Source organism: uncultured Bradyrhizobium sp. (genome assembly GCF_947648125.1).
GTDB lineage: Bacteria > Pseudomonadota > Alphaproteobacteria > Rhizobiales > Xanthobacteraceae > Bradyrhizobium.
The window spans coordinates 1-15,102 of sequence record NZ_CANSMR010000031.1; the positions used below are offsets into that span (position 1 = coordinate 1).

General features: G+C 61.1%; 18 protein-coding genes, 1 tRNA gene and 2 pseudogenes. 10 read left to right on the plus strand and 11 right to left on the minus strand.

Annotated elements, in window-relative coordinates; translation table 11 throughout:
- Together groEL and Q0030_RS33935 are read right to left on the minus strand one after the other, a co-directional pair.
- Positions 1 to 862: chaperonin GroEL (groEL, locus tag Q0030_RS33930; protein ID WP_298377372.1), on the minus strand; the 862-nt coding region annotated here is incomplete at its 3' end.
- A 236-nt stretch (positions 863 to 1,098) separates the two neighbouring features.
- Complete coding sequence (locus Q0030_RS33935) at positions 1,099 to 1,455, minus strand: MTH938/NDUFAF3 family protein (protein WP_298377374.1); 357 nt, start codon at positions 1,453 to 1,455, stop codon at positions 1,099 to 1,101.
- Between the two features lie 347 nt (positions 1,456 to 1,802).
- Here Q0030_RS33935 and Q0030_RS40630 point away from each other — a divergent pair.
- Together Q0030_RS40630 and Q0030_RS33940 are read left to right on the plus strand one after the other, a co-directional pair.
- Positions 1,803 to 2,204 (plus strand): annotated as a pseudogene (locus Q0030_RS40630) (SAM-dependent chlorinase/fluorinase); the annotation flags it as partial.
- 31 nt (positions 2,205 to 2,235) lie between these two features.
- A complete protein-coding gene (locus Q0030_RS33940; RefSeq protein ID WP_298377376.1) occupies positions 2,236 to 2,514 on the plus strand; it encodes an SAM hydroxide adenosyltransferase in 279 nt (92 codons plus the stop codon).
- 596 nt (positions 2,515 to 3,110) lie between these two features.
- On the opposite strand, the gene Q0030_RS33945 is transcribed toward Q0030_RS33940, so the two are convergent.
- The 5 genes and pseudogenes from Q0030_RS33945 to Q0030_RS33970 form a co-directional block, all read right to left on the minus strand.
- Positions 3,111 to 4,295: an aminotransferase gene (locus Q0030_RS33945; RefSeq protein ID WP_298377378.1), complete on the minus strand. Its 1,185-nt coding sequence runs from the start codon at positions 4,293 to 4,295 to the stop codon at positions 3,111 to 3,113.
- Positions 4,292 to 5,359 carry a tryptophan 2,3-dioxygenase family protein gene (locus Q0030_RS33950; RefSeq protein ID WP_298377381.1) on the minus strand — a complete coding sequence of 356 codons (1,068 nt, stop codon included), beginning with the start codon at positions 5,357 to 5,359 and terminating at the stop codon, positions 4,292 to 4,294. The genes Q0030_RS33945 and Q0030_RS33950 overlap by 4 nt, the downstream gene beginning before the upstream one ends.
- 783 nt (positions 5,360 to 6,142) lie before the next feature.
- A pseudogene (locus tag Q0030_RS40635) lies at positions 6,143 to 6,771 on the minus strand (CapA family protein).
- Positions 6,654 to 7,010 carry a CapA family protein gene (locus tag Q0030_RS33965; RefSeq protein WP_298377386.1) on the minus strand — a complete coding sequence of 119 codons (357 nt, stop codon included), beginning with the start codon at positions 7,008 to 7,010 and terminating at the stop codon, positions 6,654 to 6,656. Before Q0030_RS33965 ends, Q0030_RS40635 begins: the two are co-directional and overlap by 118 nt.
- A 72-nt stretch (positions 7,011 to 7,082) precedes the next feature.
- Positions 7,083 to 8,090: an MBL fold metallo-hydrolase gene (locus Q0030_RS33970; protein WP_298377389.1), complete on the minus strand. Its 1,008-nt coding sequence runs from the start codon at positions 8,088 to 8,090 to the stop codon at positions 7,083 to 7,085.
- 204 nt (positions 8,091 to 8,294) lie between these two features.
- Here Q0030_RS33970 and Q0030_RS33975 point away from each other — a divergent pair, with 204 nt between their 5' ends.
- The 6 genes from Q0030_RS33975 (at position 8,295) to Q0030_RS34000 (ending at position 12,016) form a co-directional block, all read left to right on the plus strand.
- On the plus strand, positions 8,295 to 8,747 hold the full coding sequence (locus tag Q0030_RS33975; RefSeq protein ID WP_298377392.1) for a YbhB/YbcL family Raf kinase inhibitor-like protein: 453 nt from the start codon (positions 8,295 to 8,297) through the stop codon (positions 8,745 to 8,747).
- Between the two features lie 946 nt (positions 8,748 to 9,693).
- Positions 9,694 to 9,885 carry a hypothetical protein gene (locus Q0030_RS33980; RefSeq protein WP_298377395.1) on the plus strand — a complete coding sequence of 64 codons (192 nt, stop codon included), beginning with the start codon at positions 9,694 to 9,696 and terminating at the stop codon, positions 9,883 to 9,885.
- A gap of 327 nt (positions 9,886 to 10,212) precedes the next feature.
- On the plus strand, positions 10,213 to 10,434 hold the full coding sequence (locus tag Q0030_RS33985) for a hypothetical protein (RefSeq protein WP_298377398.1): 222 nt from the start codon (positions 10,213 to 10,215) through the stop codon (positions 10,432 to 10,434).
- A 119-nt stretch (positions 10,435 to 10,553) separates the two neighbouring features.
- Positions 10,554 to 11,009 (plus strand): hypothetical protein, encoded by a 456-nt coding sequence (locus tag Q0030_RS33990; protein WP_298377400.1) that lies wholly within the window; start codon positions 10,554 to 10,556, stop codon positions 11,007 to 11,009.
- A gap of 94 nt (positions 11,010 to 11,103) precedes the next feature.
- The gene (locus Q0030_RS33995) at positions 11,104 to 11,757 is read left to right on the plus strand and encodes a hypothetical protein (protein ID WP_298377403.1); all 654 of its coding nucleotides are present in this window, start codon (positions 11,104 to 11,106) and stop codon (positions 11,755 to 11,757) included.
- A 34-nt stretch (positions 11,758 to 11,791) separates the two neighbouring features.
- Complete coding sequence (locus tag Q0030_RS34000; protein WP_298377406.1) at positions 11,792 to 12,016, plus strand: hypothetical protein; 225 nt, start codon at positions 11,792 to 11,794, stop codon at positions 12,014 to 12,016.
- Positions 12,017 to 12,039: 23 nt separating this feature from the next.
- Here Q0030_RS34000 and Q0030_RS34005 read toward each other — a convergent pair.
- Positions 12,040 to 12,124: transfer RNA gene (locus tag Q0030_RS34005), tRNA-Leu, on the minus strand.
- A gap of 92 nt (positions 12,125 to 12,216) precedes the next feature.
- Positions 12,217 to 12,462 carry a FliM/FliN family flagellar motor switch protein gene (locus Q0030_RS34010; RefSeq protein WP_021080574.1) on the minus strand — a complete coding sequence of 82 codons (246 nt, stop codon included), beginning with the start codon at positions 12,460 to 12,462 and terminating at the stop codon, positions 12,217 to 12,219.
- A 60-nt stretch (positions 12,463 to 12,522) separates the two neighbouring features.
- On the opposite strand from Q0030_RS34010, the gene lipB reads away from it, so the two are divergent.
- Positions 12,523 to 13,251 (plus strand): lipoyl(octanoyl) transferase LipB, encoded by a 729-nt coding sequence (gene lipB / locus Q0030_RS34015; protein ID WP_298377409.1) that lies wholly within the window; start codon positions 12,523 to 12,525, stop codon positions 13,249 to 13,251.
- 3 nt (positions 13,252 to 13,254) lie between these two features.
- On the opposite strand, the gene Q0030_RS34020 is transcribed toward lipB, so the two are convergent.
- Positions 13,255 to 13,680, minus strand: coding sequence for a 4-oxalocrotonate tautomerase family protein (locus Q0030_RS34020; protein WP_298377411.1), 426 nt, complete (start codon positions 13,678 to 13,680; stop codon positions 13,255 to 13,257).
- A gap of 115 nt (positions 13,681 to 13,795) precedes the next feature.
- Between Q0030_RS34020 and Q0030_RS34025 the strand changes: the two genes are divergently transcribed.
- Complete coding sequence (locus Q0030_RS34025) at positions 13,796 to 14,653, plus strand: LysR family transcriptional regulator (RefSeq protein ID WP_298377599.1); 858 nt, start codon at positions 13,796 to 13,798, stop codon at positions 14,651 to 14,653.
- A 21-nt stretch (positions 14,654 to 14,674) separates the two neighbouring features.
- On the opposite strand, the gene Q0030_RS34030 is transcribed toward Q0030_RS34025, so the two are convergent.
- Positions 14,675 to 15,100 (minus strand): hypothetical protein, encoded by a 426-nt coding sequence (locus Q0030_RS34030; RefSeq protein ID WP_298377413.1) that lies wholly within the window; start codon positions 15,098 to 15,100, stop codon positions 14,675 to 14,677.
- Between the last annotated feature and the right edge of the window lie 2 nt (positions 15,101 to 15,102).

Genomic DNA, 15,102 nt, shown 5'->3' on the forward strand with positions numbered 1-15,102 from the left:
TGGCCTTGCGGCGATCGCCGAAGCCCGGAGCCTTGACGGCCGCGACCTTCAGGCCACCGCGCAGACGGTTCACCACAAGCGTGGCCAAAGCCTCGCCTTCGACGTCCTCGGCGATAATCACCAGCGGCTTGCCGCTCTGCACCACGGCTTCCAACAAGGGAAGCAATTCATTCAACTGAGATAACTTCTTCTCGTTGATCAGAACGTAGGCATCTTCCATTTCAACGCGCATCTTCTCGGCGTTCGTGACGAAGTAGGGCGAAATGTAGCCGCGGTCGAACTGCATACCTTCGACGACTTCGAGTTCGGTCTCCAGCGACTTGGCTTCCTCAACCGTGATGACGCCCTCGTTGCCGACCTTCTTCATGGCGTCGGCGATGAACTTGCCGATCTCGGCATCGCCGTTGGCGGAGATGGTGCCGACCTGGGCGATTTCCTCGTTTGAAGTGACCTTCTTGGAGTTCTTGACGAGGTCGGCGACCACGGCCTCCACTGCGAGATCGATACCGCGTTTCAGATCCATCGGGTTCATGCCGGCGGCAACCGACTTGGCGCCTTCGCGGACGATCGCAGCCGCGAGCACGGTCGCGGTGGTGGTGCCGTCGCCGGCCGCGTCCGCCGACTTGGAGGCGACTTCGCGCACCATCTGCGCGCCCATGTTCTCGAACTTGTCGTCGAGCTCGATCTCCTTGGCGACCGTGACGCCGTCCTTGGTGATGCGGGGAGCGCCGAACGACTTGTCGAGCACGACGTTGCGGCCCTTGGGACCGAGCGTCACTTTCACCGCATTGTGGAGGATGTCGACACCGCGGAGCATGCGGTCGCGTGCATCGACGCCGAATTTGACTTCCTTGGCTGACATAATGATCTCCTTTTCAACTGGTCAGATCCCGACGCCGCGCGACTGGACCGGCTCCTGAGGGATGAGATTTGAAATGGCCGGCCTCATCCCTCGAGATGCCGGCTGCCTCGGGCCTTAGGATGAGGAAACGGAGGCGTGGCATCGAACTCCAGACAAACGATGTTATCAGCCGCATCGCACGTGGCGTGAATCATTGGGTCCCTCCGTTTCGTCGACACGGACCGTGTTCGCAAACGTCAACAGGTCACGTGAAAGAGCCCGATCCTCCTTGCGCGCGACCGGTTGAACTTCCGGATTGCCTCGGGTGTGGGCTTCAACAGGACCTTGCAGCCGTTCCGTTCGAAATAGGCTTCAGCTTCCGGTGACAGGTGCATGTTGCCATACTGACCTGAGCCAATGACGACCTGGTCGCATCCCTTCTCGAAGAGGAATCTTGCCTCGTCTTCTGAAAGCACGTGCGAACTACCATAGAGCTTCTTTGATAGCTTCTTTTTCCGCTTCACAACTTCGCCGGAAAGGCGAACGACCACGTCGTGCTCATAGGTTTTTCCGTCGATCGTAATCGTGCCAAATGTGGTGCTGTCAATATTCATCGGGACCTCCTCCCAACTCTCGCTTCAACACGCAGCAGTGAGGCGCTTCGAGCCGGTGCCAGTAGCGTCCAGGAAAGCCTTCCAAACGCTCGGGTTCGGTCATAGATTCGTCGTGTGGATCACTGGGCAATTCCCAGCTTTTGGCCAACAGCGTGACGGAGAGTTGCGCGACGATGTCCGGCCGGACCCGCCTGTGAGCATGAGCGCCGGCAGGCGTCGGCTCATTCTACTCCCGATCGGGCGAAGATCGTAAGCCGAACCGTCGACAATCTCGGCCGTTGAGGTCCAACAGGGTTCGCACCGCAACGTCGCGGCGTGCGGGCCACGAGCGCAAGCTGACAACATGATTGTGCTGTTCACGGATTTCGGATTGCACGGCCCCTATACGGGTCAGGTACAGGCGGTGCTGCACCAGATGGCGCCGGGCGCCCGCTATCGACCTCTTCGCGGATGCGCCGGTGGGCAGTCCCAAGGCGTCCGCGTACCTCCTGGCGGTCTATGCCTCATGGTTTCCGGTGGGAACCGGCTTTCTCTGCCTCGTCGATCCCGGCGTCGGCGGGACGTGCCCGGCCGTTGTGCTTGAGGCCGACGGCCGGTGGTACGCCGGTCCCGGCAACGGCTTGTTTGAGTTGGTTCAGCGCCGTGCCGCAAAGACATGCAGTTGGGATATCGACTGGAGGCCTGAGCGGCTCTCTGCCAGCTTTCACGGGCGCGACCTCTTCGCACCTGTCGCAGCCATTCTGGCGCTCGGCGAGCCACCACCCGGCCAGCCGCGGGGGGATGGCGCGGATCGCCGCGCAGACTGGCCGGACGACCTCCGTGAGATCGTCTACGTCGACCATTTTTGGCAATGCCATGACTGGGTCGGCCATCCTCGTGCCCAACGCCAGTATTGCCGCCGCAGGTCGGCTACTGGAGCGCGAGAAGACCTTCAGTGATCGGCCGCCAGGCGCGGCCTTTTGGTATGAGAATTCGAACGGGCTCGCCGAAATAGCGGTCAACCAAGGGCGCGCGGACCGCGATCTCGCGATCGGCATTCCGGTCGAGATTGTCTCTTAAGGGAAGGCGGTCCCCTCACAACTTTGATCTGCAGCCATGCTCATGCCAAGAAAACACAGCTCGAGAACGGATTGGCTGAAGCCAAAAAAGCGCCGCGCGAAGCCACCTGCGACCGGCAACAGGCGATTGTCCGATCAGACCCGCAAGATTCTCGGGAAGCATTATGCGAGCAAATATCGGGTGCAGTAATCGGGATCGCCTGGAACCCCAGTCCTATGAAAAGGCGGGCGCGGCACTTCGAAGGGTGAACTAGGATGTTCTTGGCCAGCGCCGTGCTGGTTACGGCTTCCGCTGCGCAGCAAGAGGCCGCCGATCGCCGGCGGATGGTCGATGACGTCGACGCAATGCTGGCCTCGGCCGCGGGCAAGCTCGGTGTAGCGAAGCTCGGGCGACTCACGTCGCGCGACCCACACTGCAAGGCCGGCAAGCTCGAACGACGCGTTGCGCGTTCACAAGCGAGATGTTTACCGAGAACCTTGTGTTGCACACGCGATCCGGGCTTAATGGCGGGATCAGCGACGGGCGGTACGCGGGCGGGCGCGCGGTTGGTTATCGCTCGGTGCTAGGCAGGCCCACGACTAAGCGCCGGACGGATTTTAGCTGCCAATCGCGCGCCGGATTCTCACCATTGCCTGATCGAGGTCCGCTGCATTCGTGCAAATCCCGAACCCGAAGCGAAGGCGGTCGCCGCGGTGATCGCAGCGCACGTGGACTTCGGCAAGCTTTGCCTCAATCTCGCCTGCACGCGACGTCCGAAAGGTAAGAAAATTGCCGTGTTGGGCCTTGGAGCCCCATGGCGTAATCAAATCCGCAAACCGCAATCCCTCTATGTGCTGAAGCGCAAGCCCCTCGATGAACAACGTCATCAATGCCTGCGCGTGACAGTGGATTTGCTCAACCGCGATGCTCTCGCGGGCAAGCCAATCGAATACGGCTGCAAGCCGGTAGAGACCCGAGGGATCGAAGGTCGCGCCCAGGAATCGGCCGGCATCTCGCGGATACCCGACTGATTTCCCTGGAGGCGCTGCGAGGGAGCCGAAATCGGCGAACCAACCTGTGTCCCGGGGTCTCGGCCCGTAGCCGGCCGGACAGTGCAGGAAGCAGCATCCCTCCCCTGCCATCGCATACTTGTAACCGCCTGAGAGATAGAACGTGCGGCTAGCAATCTCGGACAGATCGGTCGGACGGGCCATAAAGCCGTGATAGCCGTCGATTACGATAAAAGTATCGCGCGAAGGTACCGCTTCGACCAGGACCTTGAGATTTCCCGAGGTTGCCGACGAGGTGAAAAACACCTGGCTTACAAAGACAAGGTCATGTTCGCCCCTCCCGCACGCTGCATGAAAGCGTTCAGCGAAGGTCTCGAAGGGCTCGGCGGATATGCGCGTGACCGCAACCGAGCCGTCCTCCTCCAGGCGCTCAAGCTGACGCCGTGCGGTATGGAACTCGGCGTCGCTCGTCAGGATTCGAATGGGCCGATCCGACGGAAAGCAGGACAATAGCCGGCGCAGGAATTCATGCGTGTTGGGCGCAACTGCGATTGTCGACGGGTCAGGTAGTTGGAGGTGCCGGGCGATTCCGGCCTGGACGCGCGGGATCAGTTCACCGAACACCAAGTCCCATTTTTCGCCGGCGAGCCGCGCCGCATCGTGCCAGCACTGCTCCTGCGCCGCGAGTGTCACGTCCGGCCAGTCGTGGTGGCTGTGCGCCGCTAGGTTGATCCGCTCAGGCGCCGCCGCGCGAAACTTCCCGAACTGAGCGGTAAGATCGAGCACGGTCATGACGCGTACACGAAGCTCATCTGCCGTTGGATCGGAGCCGGAAGCTCGGGCACGGCTGAGCGCGGAATGAGGAAAGTGGACAGTCGGAACAGGTCAGCGAAAATGCGATGTCGCTCGGCCGTCATCCGAAGATAGTCGTGCCCCGAGGAGCCGCCAGTACCGATCTTCAACCCGATCATGCGCTCCACCATGAGTGCATGCCGATATCGCCACAGAGTTATGGTTTCGTCGATGTCCATGAGCGCGGTCAAAAGACGGAACGCCGACTGCACAGCGGGCTTGTCACGATAAAGCGTGATGAAAAGAGCGGCCTGAACTGATTGCGGCAACAGCCGCCAACTGCCTCCCTCGCCTGTTTCCGAGAAAATTTCCGAGAACGACGCTATCGCGCGCTCGATATTCTTCAGTTCGCGGTCGCGCCTTTCCGACGGGATCGCAGAATCCGTGCGCACCAGCTCGGCATCGCGAGCCAGATGTTTTTCCACCGCAGCGCGATAGGCCTCGCGGAATGTCTCCCCTCCCCAGTCGAGAAATGGCGTTCGTGCAAGCCAACGATTGAGCAAGTCAAATAGCGATGGCCGAGCGCCGGCGGCTCGAAGAGCGTCGCGATCGGATTGGGAAAGACGCTCGTCGATCGCCTTCTCGTCGAATGGAATGCGCGTTTCATGTGGCAGACCGAGCCGCGTCTCGATCAGCCGGAACTGCAGGGACTGGAAGCCCGAAGCCGGCATCAGCAGGTCGCGGAAGTCCAGGAAGTCAAATGGCGTCATGGTCTCCAGCACGTCAAGCTGGGCCACGACAAGCTTGAGGATTTCATGGATACGGTTGAGCCCGTGTATGACGCGGGCCATGGCATCATCGGTGACGGGGATCGTGCCGAAGTCCGCCTCAACCCGATCGAGCTCATGCAGGATCTGCTTGAACCATAGCTCGTAGGCCTGGTGGACGATGATGAACAACATCTCGTCATGGGCATTGATACCAATTTTGGCGCTTTCGGGCTCCTGCGATGACAGGAGCCGGTCCAGCCGCAGGTAATCACCGTAGTAGACCGGTACGCGCATAGCTGATCTCCCATCGAAATGACGGACGACACCAACTCTTGCAGGTCATCATCCTCGCAATGCGGGTCCGCAGCAAGTGCACACTTCGCCAATCTACGCTTGAAACGTTCCCGGTACTGCGCGGCGCTCCTGATCATTGGCTCGGACCGATCGCGAGGCTCGAGGACCTGCCGATTGTGCGGATCACCGTTGTTGACGTTTTGGAATACCTCGCCAAGAAGTGGCATCGCGAGATGACCACCGTTTCTCTCTTGCCGGCATGGACAGTGCCCAGACTTAACGTCGTCCTTCGGTGGCGAAGGCGAAGCCATTGGTGCATTTAATGATAGCGCAATACGGATTTGCCCCTCGCTGTCGATCACCACTTCCGCTGCATCAGCTTCCCTGGCGGCGCGGATCGCGCGGGCAGGCCGGATGACAGGATCGTGGCGGGTGAGAGAGAGATGAGAGAGAGAGAGAGCGCAAAGCCCCATCACGAATGCTGCAACGAGAAGGATTTTAGTCCAGCCCTGGCGCGGATGGTCCAATACTTCAGGGGGAACGGCCAGCTCAAGTTGGACCAACCTCCAAATGGCTTCACGTTCAGCCAGGCCCGGCAACTGCAAGCTGCCCTTCGGAACCAAGGATGAGCCTGGCTTCGAACTTTCGACACTCCCGATCCAGTGTCTGCTGAATCCATTCGATATCCCGCCGCGCCGGAACGGAGAGACGGAAGTTCCTAATCTGGAGCGGTATCAAGTTGAGCGCGTGAAGACGGCCGTCGGTCGCATCCAAGTCGGCAAATTACATCAACACCAAGTCGTCCCGGTAGCGCTCGTAACCTCGAATCCCCTCATAGTCGTTCAGAAAATCACCGCAGCCATACAGAATGAGACGATCCCGATAGATTTCGATCGCTCTCGGATGGTGCGACGAATGCCCATGAACGATCGACGCGTTCGCCTGGTCGATGAGTGTTCGGGCAAAGACCGTCTGTTCGTCCGGAATGTAATATCCCCAATTGGATCCCAATGGATCGAAACGACGATCAGATCACCCGGCCTCTTGAGCGCCACGATTCGATCGGCAACCTCTGAGGCGCTCGCTTCGGACAGGTCAGGCAGCAGGTTGATGCCTGGAGCGCCCTCGGTTGCAGCCCATTCCAGGGGAACGCCGCTCGATGTCAAGGCGAACGAAAAGATCAGAAGCCGGGCATAGGCAAGATTGAGCACGGCCGGAGCGCCGGCTTCGCGATCGTTGCGCCCCGCGCCAGTCGCCCTGATGTCGAGCTTTTGTAGGGTTGCCAGCGTTTCCTCTAGGCTAGGTGCCCATAATCGAGCACATGGTTGTTGGCCAGCACACAGCAGCCGATCTTGGCGGCCGCCAGACAATCTGCATTCTCGGGGCTCATGCGGTAGTTGACGCCCTTGCACGCGCGGCCCCTGCAGCGGGTCAAAGCCGTTTCGAGATTGATGATCCGCGCGTCCGGCCGCATGCGCGCCAACTGGTCCAGTGCGGCGTCCCAAACGTCGGACGGCTCATTGCGCCGTGGAATCGGCCCGTTTTCCTGCTCGGCGAGCGCAACATATCGCTCCGCCGATCGCACGGATTGTTCGTGAATTTCGGGGCTGCACGGGTGCGCCAACACTTGGTCGATGCCGCGACCACACATAACGTCTCCGCATAGAAAGAGCCGGAGCGATTTTCGATGTCCCGCGGGCAAATATACTTCCTCAGGCATGGTCTAGCAGTGAGTTCCCCTGAACGCCGCCATCACTTCAGCAAGCATCCGCTGCTGCTCCCCCACATAACGTGGAGAGAAGTGAAACGGCTCGACGCGGCGTACATTGGCTTCTCGAGCAATTTCTCCAGCAGCCGTGGTCGTGAGATGAGCCCGGTGCCTCGCCAGCGCATCGTCCGCTCCTGCAAACGCCGCATCGATGAAGAGAATATCCGCGTTCTGCACGAGCGCAACGATGGCGTCACGATTGGCCGGCGTATCGGCGACGTCGGTGACATAGCCAACTTTCTGTCCGGCCGTGACGGTCAGGAGATCACGCAAGGCCCCAAGTGGAACGAGCCGATTGTCCGAAACCGCCGATCCGTCGATCTTGATCAAATGATCGTCCGCGCGCCGTTCGACCACGGCGTGCTTGAGTGAGCGCAACCACGGACCGACCGGCAGCCCGCGCTCCAACAACCGATTCTTCCAGACATTGACATGCGCCGCCTCCTGCAGCGCAAAGGCAAGGCAGGGCGTACCATGTTCAAGGATCACGGCTGACACGCGATGGGTTGGTTCGTCGCAGATTACCCCGGCTTGGGCTTTGCGAGAAACCGATGCCTCTGCGACAAAAGCGCTCCTCAGCCTGAACCGCGTGCTCAAGATGGAATTCGTCGCTGCGAGTTCGCTCACGACGAAGACAAGATCGCTAGAATAGGTTTCGACCAAGTTCCAGCGATAGCCCTGAAGCTTGTGAAAGACCCGCTCAGTAAAGCCGGATGGACCAAACAGCTGCACTGACTTCTCGTGTCCGACAAGCAAGCGAAGCAGGTGGTCAAATCCAACGAAGTGATCGATGTGCTCGTGCGAGACGAAGACCTGGTCGATGCGTCGTATCTTCCGCGGCGACAGCGAAAAAATCTCTCCGATATCGAACAGCAGGCTGCGCTTCTCGAACAGCGTCTCCACATATACCGTCGGGTCGCCGTAGCGGCCATTGACCAGGTTCGGATGAAAAAGCGGTCGCATAGCAAGCCAATCTGCCGCAGCTGCCCGACGGACTTTCTGATCTAAGCAGACTTTATAGATTTCGCACTCGCCAAAATCGAGCTATACGGCCGCAATCTGGTCGCGCTCGTCCGCCGATCCGGTCGCGCCGGCTCCGTAGGGAACTCTCAAGCCCGAGCCCAGGTCCGAGCCTATGTTGTTCCCTGCAAGCTGATGGAGGGAGCCATGAAACTCGGTTCAAGCGCCTTCGCCGACGGAGCGCAAATTCCGAGACGGTTCACCTGCGACGGAGGAGACCTCTCACCGCCTCTGCAATGGTCTGATGCGCCGGCGGGAACCAAAAGTTTTGTCTTGCTCTGCGACGACCCAGATGCGCCCGCCGGCACGTGGCACCATTGGGCGGCCTACAATCTTCCGGCAGTCCTAACGGAGCTTGCGGAAGGCGCCGCGCGGAACAAAAATTTGAAACAGGCGGTCAATGATTTCCGCAAAGTAGGCTATGGCGGCCCGTGTCCGCCCCATGGCCATGGGCCTCATCATTATCACTTCCGGCTGATTGCGAGCTCGACCGACCAGCTTCAGACAAAGGCCAACGCGTCCTGCCGCGAGATCGAACGAGAGGCGCGCAAGTCCCTAATCGCGGAGGCGACCCTCGTCGGCTGGTATGAGAGATGGTGACGACGGGAGGTGCTCGCGCCACTTTCCAAGGCTTTAGTCGTCATCAGTACAACCTGACCATCTTTCCATATAGCTAGGCCATTTTCTTGTTCTGCAGCGAGTCATGTGGGTGACGACGGTCACCGCGCCAATTCGACTTGCGGACGAATGTGATGAGTGCCTCGCGATGCCAATCGAGAAGGAATAAACCATCGATTGCGGCCGTTGGGGGCACGATCTCTAGCTTGAGAAAGTTTCGTCATGCGAGTCGCCCCGAAATCACTTCCCCTGTTGCGAGGCCGGTTCACACCAGACGTCGCAAGATCTTTCCTGATCTCCCGGTGCACACGGGCCTTCTAACCAATTGAAAAACCTGAACTCTCGCTCCAATCCATCATGGGCTAGTTAGAGCCATAGCTCCCGCCAACGCGATCGAGGCGGATAATAGGTGGTCCGTTCTGCGCCAAAACCTATCGGTGCTCCTAGCCAAGCTTCAGACGCTCGAACCTTCTGTACGATGGAGCGCGCTGCAGTACTCCATCAGTGAAGACGCAATGGATGTCGGACCTCTGCTGGGATAAGCCTCGGGCAGAATTCTCAATGCGGAAGAAGCGAGAACGACTCGACAAACCTACGCTAAACTGCGCGATGCCAGCCGGCAGCACTACGCCCACTCAATCATCTAGGACGCCGTCAGGGCGTTGATTTGCCAGTACAAAGTATAGAAGCTGACGGACAGATCCCGACGGCATATCCGTCGAAAATTTTTGGCCTTGAATCCACAGAGAGATTCAAGGGTCCGTAGGAACGACGCCGTCGGGAAGTATCGGAGTCTATCGACTGCCTAGCCGAGCGCCGCTTCCCAATGATTGCCAGGATTTCTGGAGTTGCCCTCTCATAATCTCGGCCTATGCCGAGCGGGACTGCATCACAGCTACCGCTGACGGAGCGCATTGAGCGCGCTCTGGTGCTGCTCGCCTACTTCATCGAGCAGGACGGCGACAAGTATCTGCCCTGGTACGAGCAGTTTGAGCGGGAGCTGGAAGAATTTAGGGTCAAGGAAGATACGCGTCCGATTTCCACTCCAATCCAGCCGAATGCCCGACGGACACGTTGGTACTCTTTTGTTCACAGCTTTCTCGGTCTTCCATACCGATGATTCAGCTCCAGCAGGATGCGGCCTAGAGTGACAATCACCGCGATGTATCCGAAGCAACTTCCGAGGCGGAGCCGTGGCGGTTGTGACCTGGAATATGCTTCGAACGAGGACAGAGGGCTTCGCACCCTGCTCGAACAGATCAACAAGTGCCCCACCGAAGTCGCGCCTCGTCGGCCCCCGATTGGTTACCCCCGCCCGGAACTACCAGCCCGGCATTCCCGGTCAGTCTGTTGGTCGCGCGCCGAACGCCTTCGGGACGATCGGCAGCGTGCCGAGGACGCGCCCGGCTCGAACGGTCGAATTTCGCACGACTTTGGGAGAAGCGTAATGCCGCGGCGACCGGCCAAAGTTACACAAGCAGATATTGCCCGCGCGATCCGCGCCGCCAAGGAAGCCGGCGCGAGCGCGGTCACGGTCGATGGCGATAGTGTTATTCGGATCATACTCACAGCGAGCGCCACGGCGATCAAGCCCGCAAATTCTCTCGACGAAGTATGGGTGCCATCAGAGGCATTGCAGCGCTACCTGAAACGCACCGAAAGCGGGTGAAACGCACCTTATGCAATTGATGCGGAGTCACCGCATCGCTAGACTCCAAGCATTGGTCCACGGAGACGCCAATGCTTGGGACAGAAAAACGCGACCCCCGTGCGCCCGGGGACACGCGAATGTACCTCTACTTCGACTATTCCTCGCTGGGAGCGCTGCGCTGGTACGTGAAGGTGAGCCGCAAGGGTCGTAGGATCGGGATCAGAGGGGAATATGGGACGGAAGCCTTCGACTCCGCCTATGACGCGGCGGTCGCGGCGCTGGGGGGAGTGATGCGTAAGCGCCGTGCCGAACCCGATCCACCGGTGCAGCCGGAGCGCCGCTATGTGCAAGCCGATCGCTCACAGCGCGGACAGACGCGCTATTACGTCCAGCTCCGCAACGGATTGCCGAAGATCAGGATTAGGGCCGAGTTCGGCACGAAGGGATTCGACGGCGAGTGTGATGCGGCCATCGCGTCGCAGATCGCGCTCTACGGCGATGCGACCGATCACATCAACGCACAAAAGCAGCGCAATGAGCCGCGCGGCGAACTACCGGCTGAGCCGCTGAAGCCTCACACCCTGCGCTGGTAACTGGACGCTCTACAAGCAGAGCGACCACTGGCTCGGCGATCTCAGCGTCGGCCACGAGGGGCTGTCGGACTCGACGCGGTTACAGCGCACCGGGTTGGTCGAGAGCCTGCTGCCCGACAATGGCGAGAAACCGTTTGCGGTGCTGACGCGCAAGGTCATCAAAGAAGAAATGAAGGCGCGCACCCCGTCACAGGCCGGCAATTTGCTATCGGCGGTTCGGGGCATGATCCGCTGGATGATCGACGAGAGGCATCTGGACGAAGACGACGATCCGACCATCGGACTAAAATCCGGCAAGGCAAAAGCGAGCCGCGAGACCGGCGGTTTTGTGCCCTGGACCGAGGATGACATGGCCCGGTACCGGGCGAAGTGGCCGTTGGGTACCGAAGCGCGGCTGATGTTCGACATCCTGCACTACACGTTCCTGCGGCTTGGAGATGCCCACCGTTTTGGGCCGCCCCACCTGCGCCAGATCGTTCGGAAGATGGCTGTGCAGATTGCCACTGAGAAAAGCCAGGGCAATACAACCGTCACGGTCCCCGTGCATCCGGAGTTCGCCGAGAGCCTCAGGGCGGCTCGCGCGGCAAACATCATCGGCGCGGACGTTTTCACCGGCAAGCTCGTGCGCGGCCGGATCCTGCCGATGAACAAGAAGGCATGGGCGGCCAGGTTCAAGAAAATACGCGGTCCTGGCCGGCGTCAACGAGCCCAAGAAAAGCTGCCATGGCGTGCGCAAGGCACGAGCTGAGGTAGCCGCTTACGCCGACTGTACCGAGAGCCAGATGATGGCGATGTTCGGCTGGACCGACCCAAAGATGCCAGCCCACTACATCGCGCAGGCGAATCGGGAGAAGCTCGGCATGAGCGGCATGGACAAGATCGTGGCGTTCGATCAGAGCCATTCGCTCAACGACGTCGTGGCACCGCCCGACGCGAACAGGGCCGGAACGTCAGGCGAGAACAGAATAGTAACTTTGCGTAGTAACACCGGGAAAAAAATGGCTTAACTTCAATGAGTTAAGCGTGGGTATGGTGCGCTCGGAGGGACTCGAACCCCCACGGTGTTACCCACTGCCACCTCAAGGCAGCGCGTCTACCAATTCCGCCACGAGCGCTAAGGATGTCGGATGGAACCCTAAGGCGCCGCCGCATCGAGGGGGCCATGTAACAAATCACGGATGCAGGGACAAGGCGCTTGATGCGTGAATTAACTGCGAACGCCAGGAGATTTCGGCAGCATCTGCTTGACCTCGACCGCAATCCGGTTGCGGTCGACGAGGACGACGCCGCTGGCCACCGGCAGGTTGTTGGCGAGGATCTTGACCTCGTCGGCCTCGGTGGCATCCAGTTCGATGATGGCGCCGCGGGACAGCCGCATGACCTGGTGAATCGGCATGGTGGTCGTGCCGAGGACCACCATGAGATCGACGCTGACTTTATCGAGGGTGGGCACTTCTGAACCGCCGAACGGGAACTAAATTGTAGGTTCACCTGACCACGTTAGGGTTAGCCAATGGTTAACGACCGCCAAAGCCTCGATTTGACGACCTTTGCGCGCCCTTCAGGCGGCGAATCGGTCGAATGGCGGATCGCGGACCGTCCGGTGCCCTACCCCGATTCTCTCGCCGAGATGGATGCAAGGGTGGCGGCGATCGCCGCGGGCTCGGCGCCTGAACTGGTGTGGCTGCTCGAGCATCCGCCGCTCTATACCTCCGGCACCAGCGGCAAGGCCGACGATTTGCTGGCTCCGCGCTTTCCGACCTTCCAGAGCGGCCGCGGCGGCCAGGTCACCTATCACGGCCCGGGCCAGCGCGTTGCCTATGTGATGCTCGACCTCAAGCGGCGCCGGCCCGATGTGCGCGCCTATGTCGCCTCGCTGGAGGAATGGATCATCCGCACGCTCGCCGCCTTCAACGTCCGCGGCGAGCGCCGCGAGGACCGCGTCGGGGTCTGGGTGCGCCGCCCGGACAAGGGGCCGGGCCATGAGGACAAGATCGCCGCGATCGGCGTGCGGCTGCGCCGTTGGGTCTCGTTCCATGGCATCGCGATCAATGTCGAGCCCGACCTCTCCCACTTCCAGGCGATTGTGCCCTGCGGCGTGGTCGATCCGCGCTACGGCGTCACCTCGCTGGTCGATCTCGGACTGCCGGTCACGATGGCCGATGTCGACATCGCACTCCGGCAGGCATTTGCCGAGGTGTTCGGCGACACCACGGCGCGCCTGCCGGAAGCGACGTTGTAAGGCTCACGCCGCCTTCTGCGGCGCCACCTCGAGCTTGCCGGCGATGTAGCGGCGCTCCTGGGTCAGCCCGCCAAAGCCGTAGGCATCGCCCTTCACCTCATCGACATGGGCGTAGCTCTCGGTGTGGAGCGGTCCGAGCAATTCGCCCATCCGCTTGAACAGCGCTGCGAGATAGGCCGCCTTCTCGTCCTTGGTGTTGGTGCCTTCGGTGACGTGGATGTCGAGCCAGTAGCTCGCGAGCCCTTGCTCGGCGAGCGACTTGCCGCCGGCGAACCAGTCGGCGGCGGCGGCGGACTTCACGATGATAGCGGTGACCTTGGGGTCCTTGTGCAGAATCCCTGCGGTCAGTTCCGACACGGCAGCGGCGATATCGGACTTCAACGACGGCCTCTCGCGGGAGGTCGCATAGGTGACGGTGATGAGCGGCACGATCGGTCTCCTTGAATTCGGTTGGCGCGGGTCAATCGCGCCTCCTCTAGCTAGACCTTTGCGCATCATCTTGGTATCTTATCCATATGGATAGCAATGATAACGTTTGTTGATCATGACGGCGACGCTCGATATCGACACCGTGCAGGCCTTCCTCCTGGTCGCCGAGCTGCAAGGCTTCACCCGTGCCGCCGAGGCGCTCGGCACCACGCAGGCGGCGATCAGCATGAAATTGCAGCGGCTCGAAACCGTACTCGGCAAGCGGCTGGTCGAGCGCTCGCCGCGGGCGGTGCGGCTAACCGCAGATGGCGCGGCCTTCCTGCACCACGCCCGCGCGCTGATCGAGGTGCATGACCGCGCACTGTCCGGCGAGAAGCCGGCGCGACAACAGCTCACGCTCGGGATCAGCGATCACGCCGCGGGCCCCGAGCTGGTGCCGCTGCTGGAGCGGCTGCACGCAATGGCCTCCCAGCTTGCACTCGCCGTGACCATCGGCTTCTCACGCGAGATGCTCGATGCCTATGATGCCGGCGAGCTTGATGCGGTCATCGTGCGCCAGGAAGGCAGCCGGCGTGGCGGCGAGAAACTGACTGAAGACGAATTCGGCTGGTTCGCCGCCAAGCGTTTCGTCTGGCCGCGCGGCGATGCGCTGCCGCTCGCTACGCTGGCGCCGCCGTGCGGGGTGCGGGCGCTGGCCGTGCGGGCGCTCGACAAGGCCGGCATCGCGTGGACCGAAGGCTTCGTCGGCGGTGGCGTCACCGCGGTGGTCGCTGCCGCGCTCGCCGGCCTTGCCGTCGCGCCGCTCGTCCGCCGCATCGTGCCGCCCGGCCTGATCGACATCGGACCCACGCACAAGCTGCCGCGGCTCGGCGCGTCGAAGGTGATGCTGCATTCGAAGGTCAGCGATACCGCGAAGCTCGCGGCGTTGCGGACGTTGGCGGCGACGTTCCGCAGCGTGGCGTCTGCAGCGTAGTGTGGGCACCGCTCTGCAGCATCACGAGGAATGCTCGGCGGCTTCCAGTTCTCTCACGACAAACCAGTAGGTCAGGCCTGCGACAAATCCGGCGGCGGCGAACAGACAGACAAGTCCGGATGTCCAAACGGCCGGAGACCACAGCAGCACCGTGATGCTCAGCGCACCGATCGCAGCGCCTGCGCCGGCGAAGAACCCGGCGGATCGGATCCGGAACTCCTCGCTTAGCCAGATCGCGATCGCTGCGGGAATCGCGGTCAGCAGGCACGTGACGACAAAGACCAGGAACGAGGGAAGCAGAAGCGCGATGACGCCTCCCAGCAGCCTCATGATGTCGCCGCCGGATGCGACCATCAGGAGCGTCTGGGCAACGCCAGAGAGAACCGCAGTCGCGGCTCCGCATCCGGCGAGCCAACCTCCAAATGCACGGCAACCGTCATCAGACATCT

Coding starts and splice junctions, on each gene's coding strand:
- Q0030_RS33990 (WP_298377400.1), top strand. CDS start 10,554: ATGTACCTCTACTTCGACTATTCCTCGCTGGGAGCGCTGCGCTGGTAC.
- Q0030_RS33940 (WP_298377376.1), top strand. CDS start 2,236: ATGGCGCGGATCGCCGCGCAGACTGGCCGGACGACCTCCGTGAGATCG.
- Q0030_RS33985 (WP_298377398.1), top strand. CDS start 10,213: ATGCCGCGGCGACCGGCCAAAGTTACACAAGCAGATATTGCCCGCGCG.
- Q0030_RS34025 (WP_298377599.1), top strand. CDS start 13,796: ATGACGGCGACGCTCGATATCGACACCGTGCAGGCCTTCCTCCTGGTC.
- Q0030_RS34000 (WP_298377406.1), top strand. CDS start 11,792: ATGATGGCGATGTTCGGCTGGACCGACCCAAAGATGCCAGCCCACTAC.
- Q0030_RS34030 (WP_298377413.1), bottom strand. CDS start 15,100: ATGTCTGATGACGGTTGCCGTGCATTTGGAGGTTGGCTCGCCGGATGC.
- Q0030_RS33950 (WP_298377381.1), bottom strand. CDS start 5,359: ATGCGCGTACCGGTCTACTACGGTGATTACCTGCGGCTGGACCGGCTC.
- Q0030_RS33965 (WP_298377386.1), bottom strand. CDS start 7,010: ATGTGTGGTCGCGGCATCGACCAAGTGTTGGCGCACCCGTGCAGCCCC.
- Q0030_RS33975 (WP_298377392.1), top strand. CDS start 8,295: ATGAAACTCGGTTCAAGCGCCTTCGCCGACGGAGCGCAAATTCCGAGA.
- Q0030_RS33935 (WP_298377374.1), bottom strand. CDS start 1,455: ATGAATATTGACAGCACCACATTTGGCACGATTACGATCGACGGAAAA.
- Q0030_RS33970 (WP_298377389.1), bottom strand. CDS start 8,090: ATGCGACCGCTTTTTCATCCGAACCTGGTCAATGGCCGCTACGGCGAC.
- lipB (WP_298377409.1), top strand. CDS start 12,523: ATGGTTAACGACCGCCAAAGCCTCGATTTGACGACCTTTGCGCGCCCT.
- Q0030_RS33945 (WP_298377378.1), bottom strand. CDS start 4,295: ATGACCGTGCTCGATCTTACCGCTCAGTTCGGGAAGTTTCGCGCGGCG.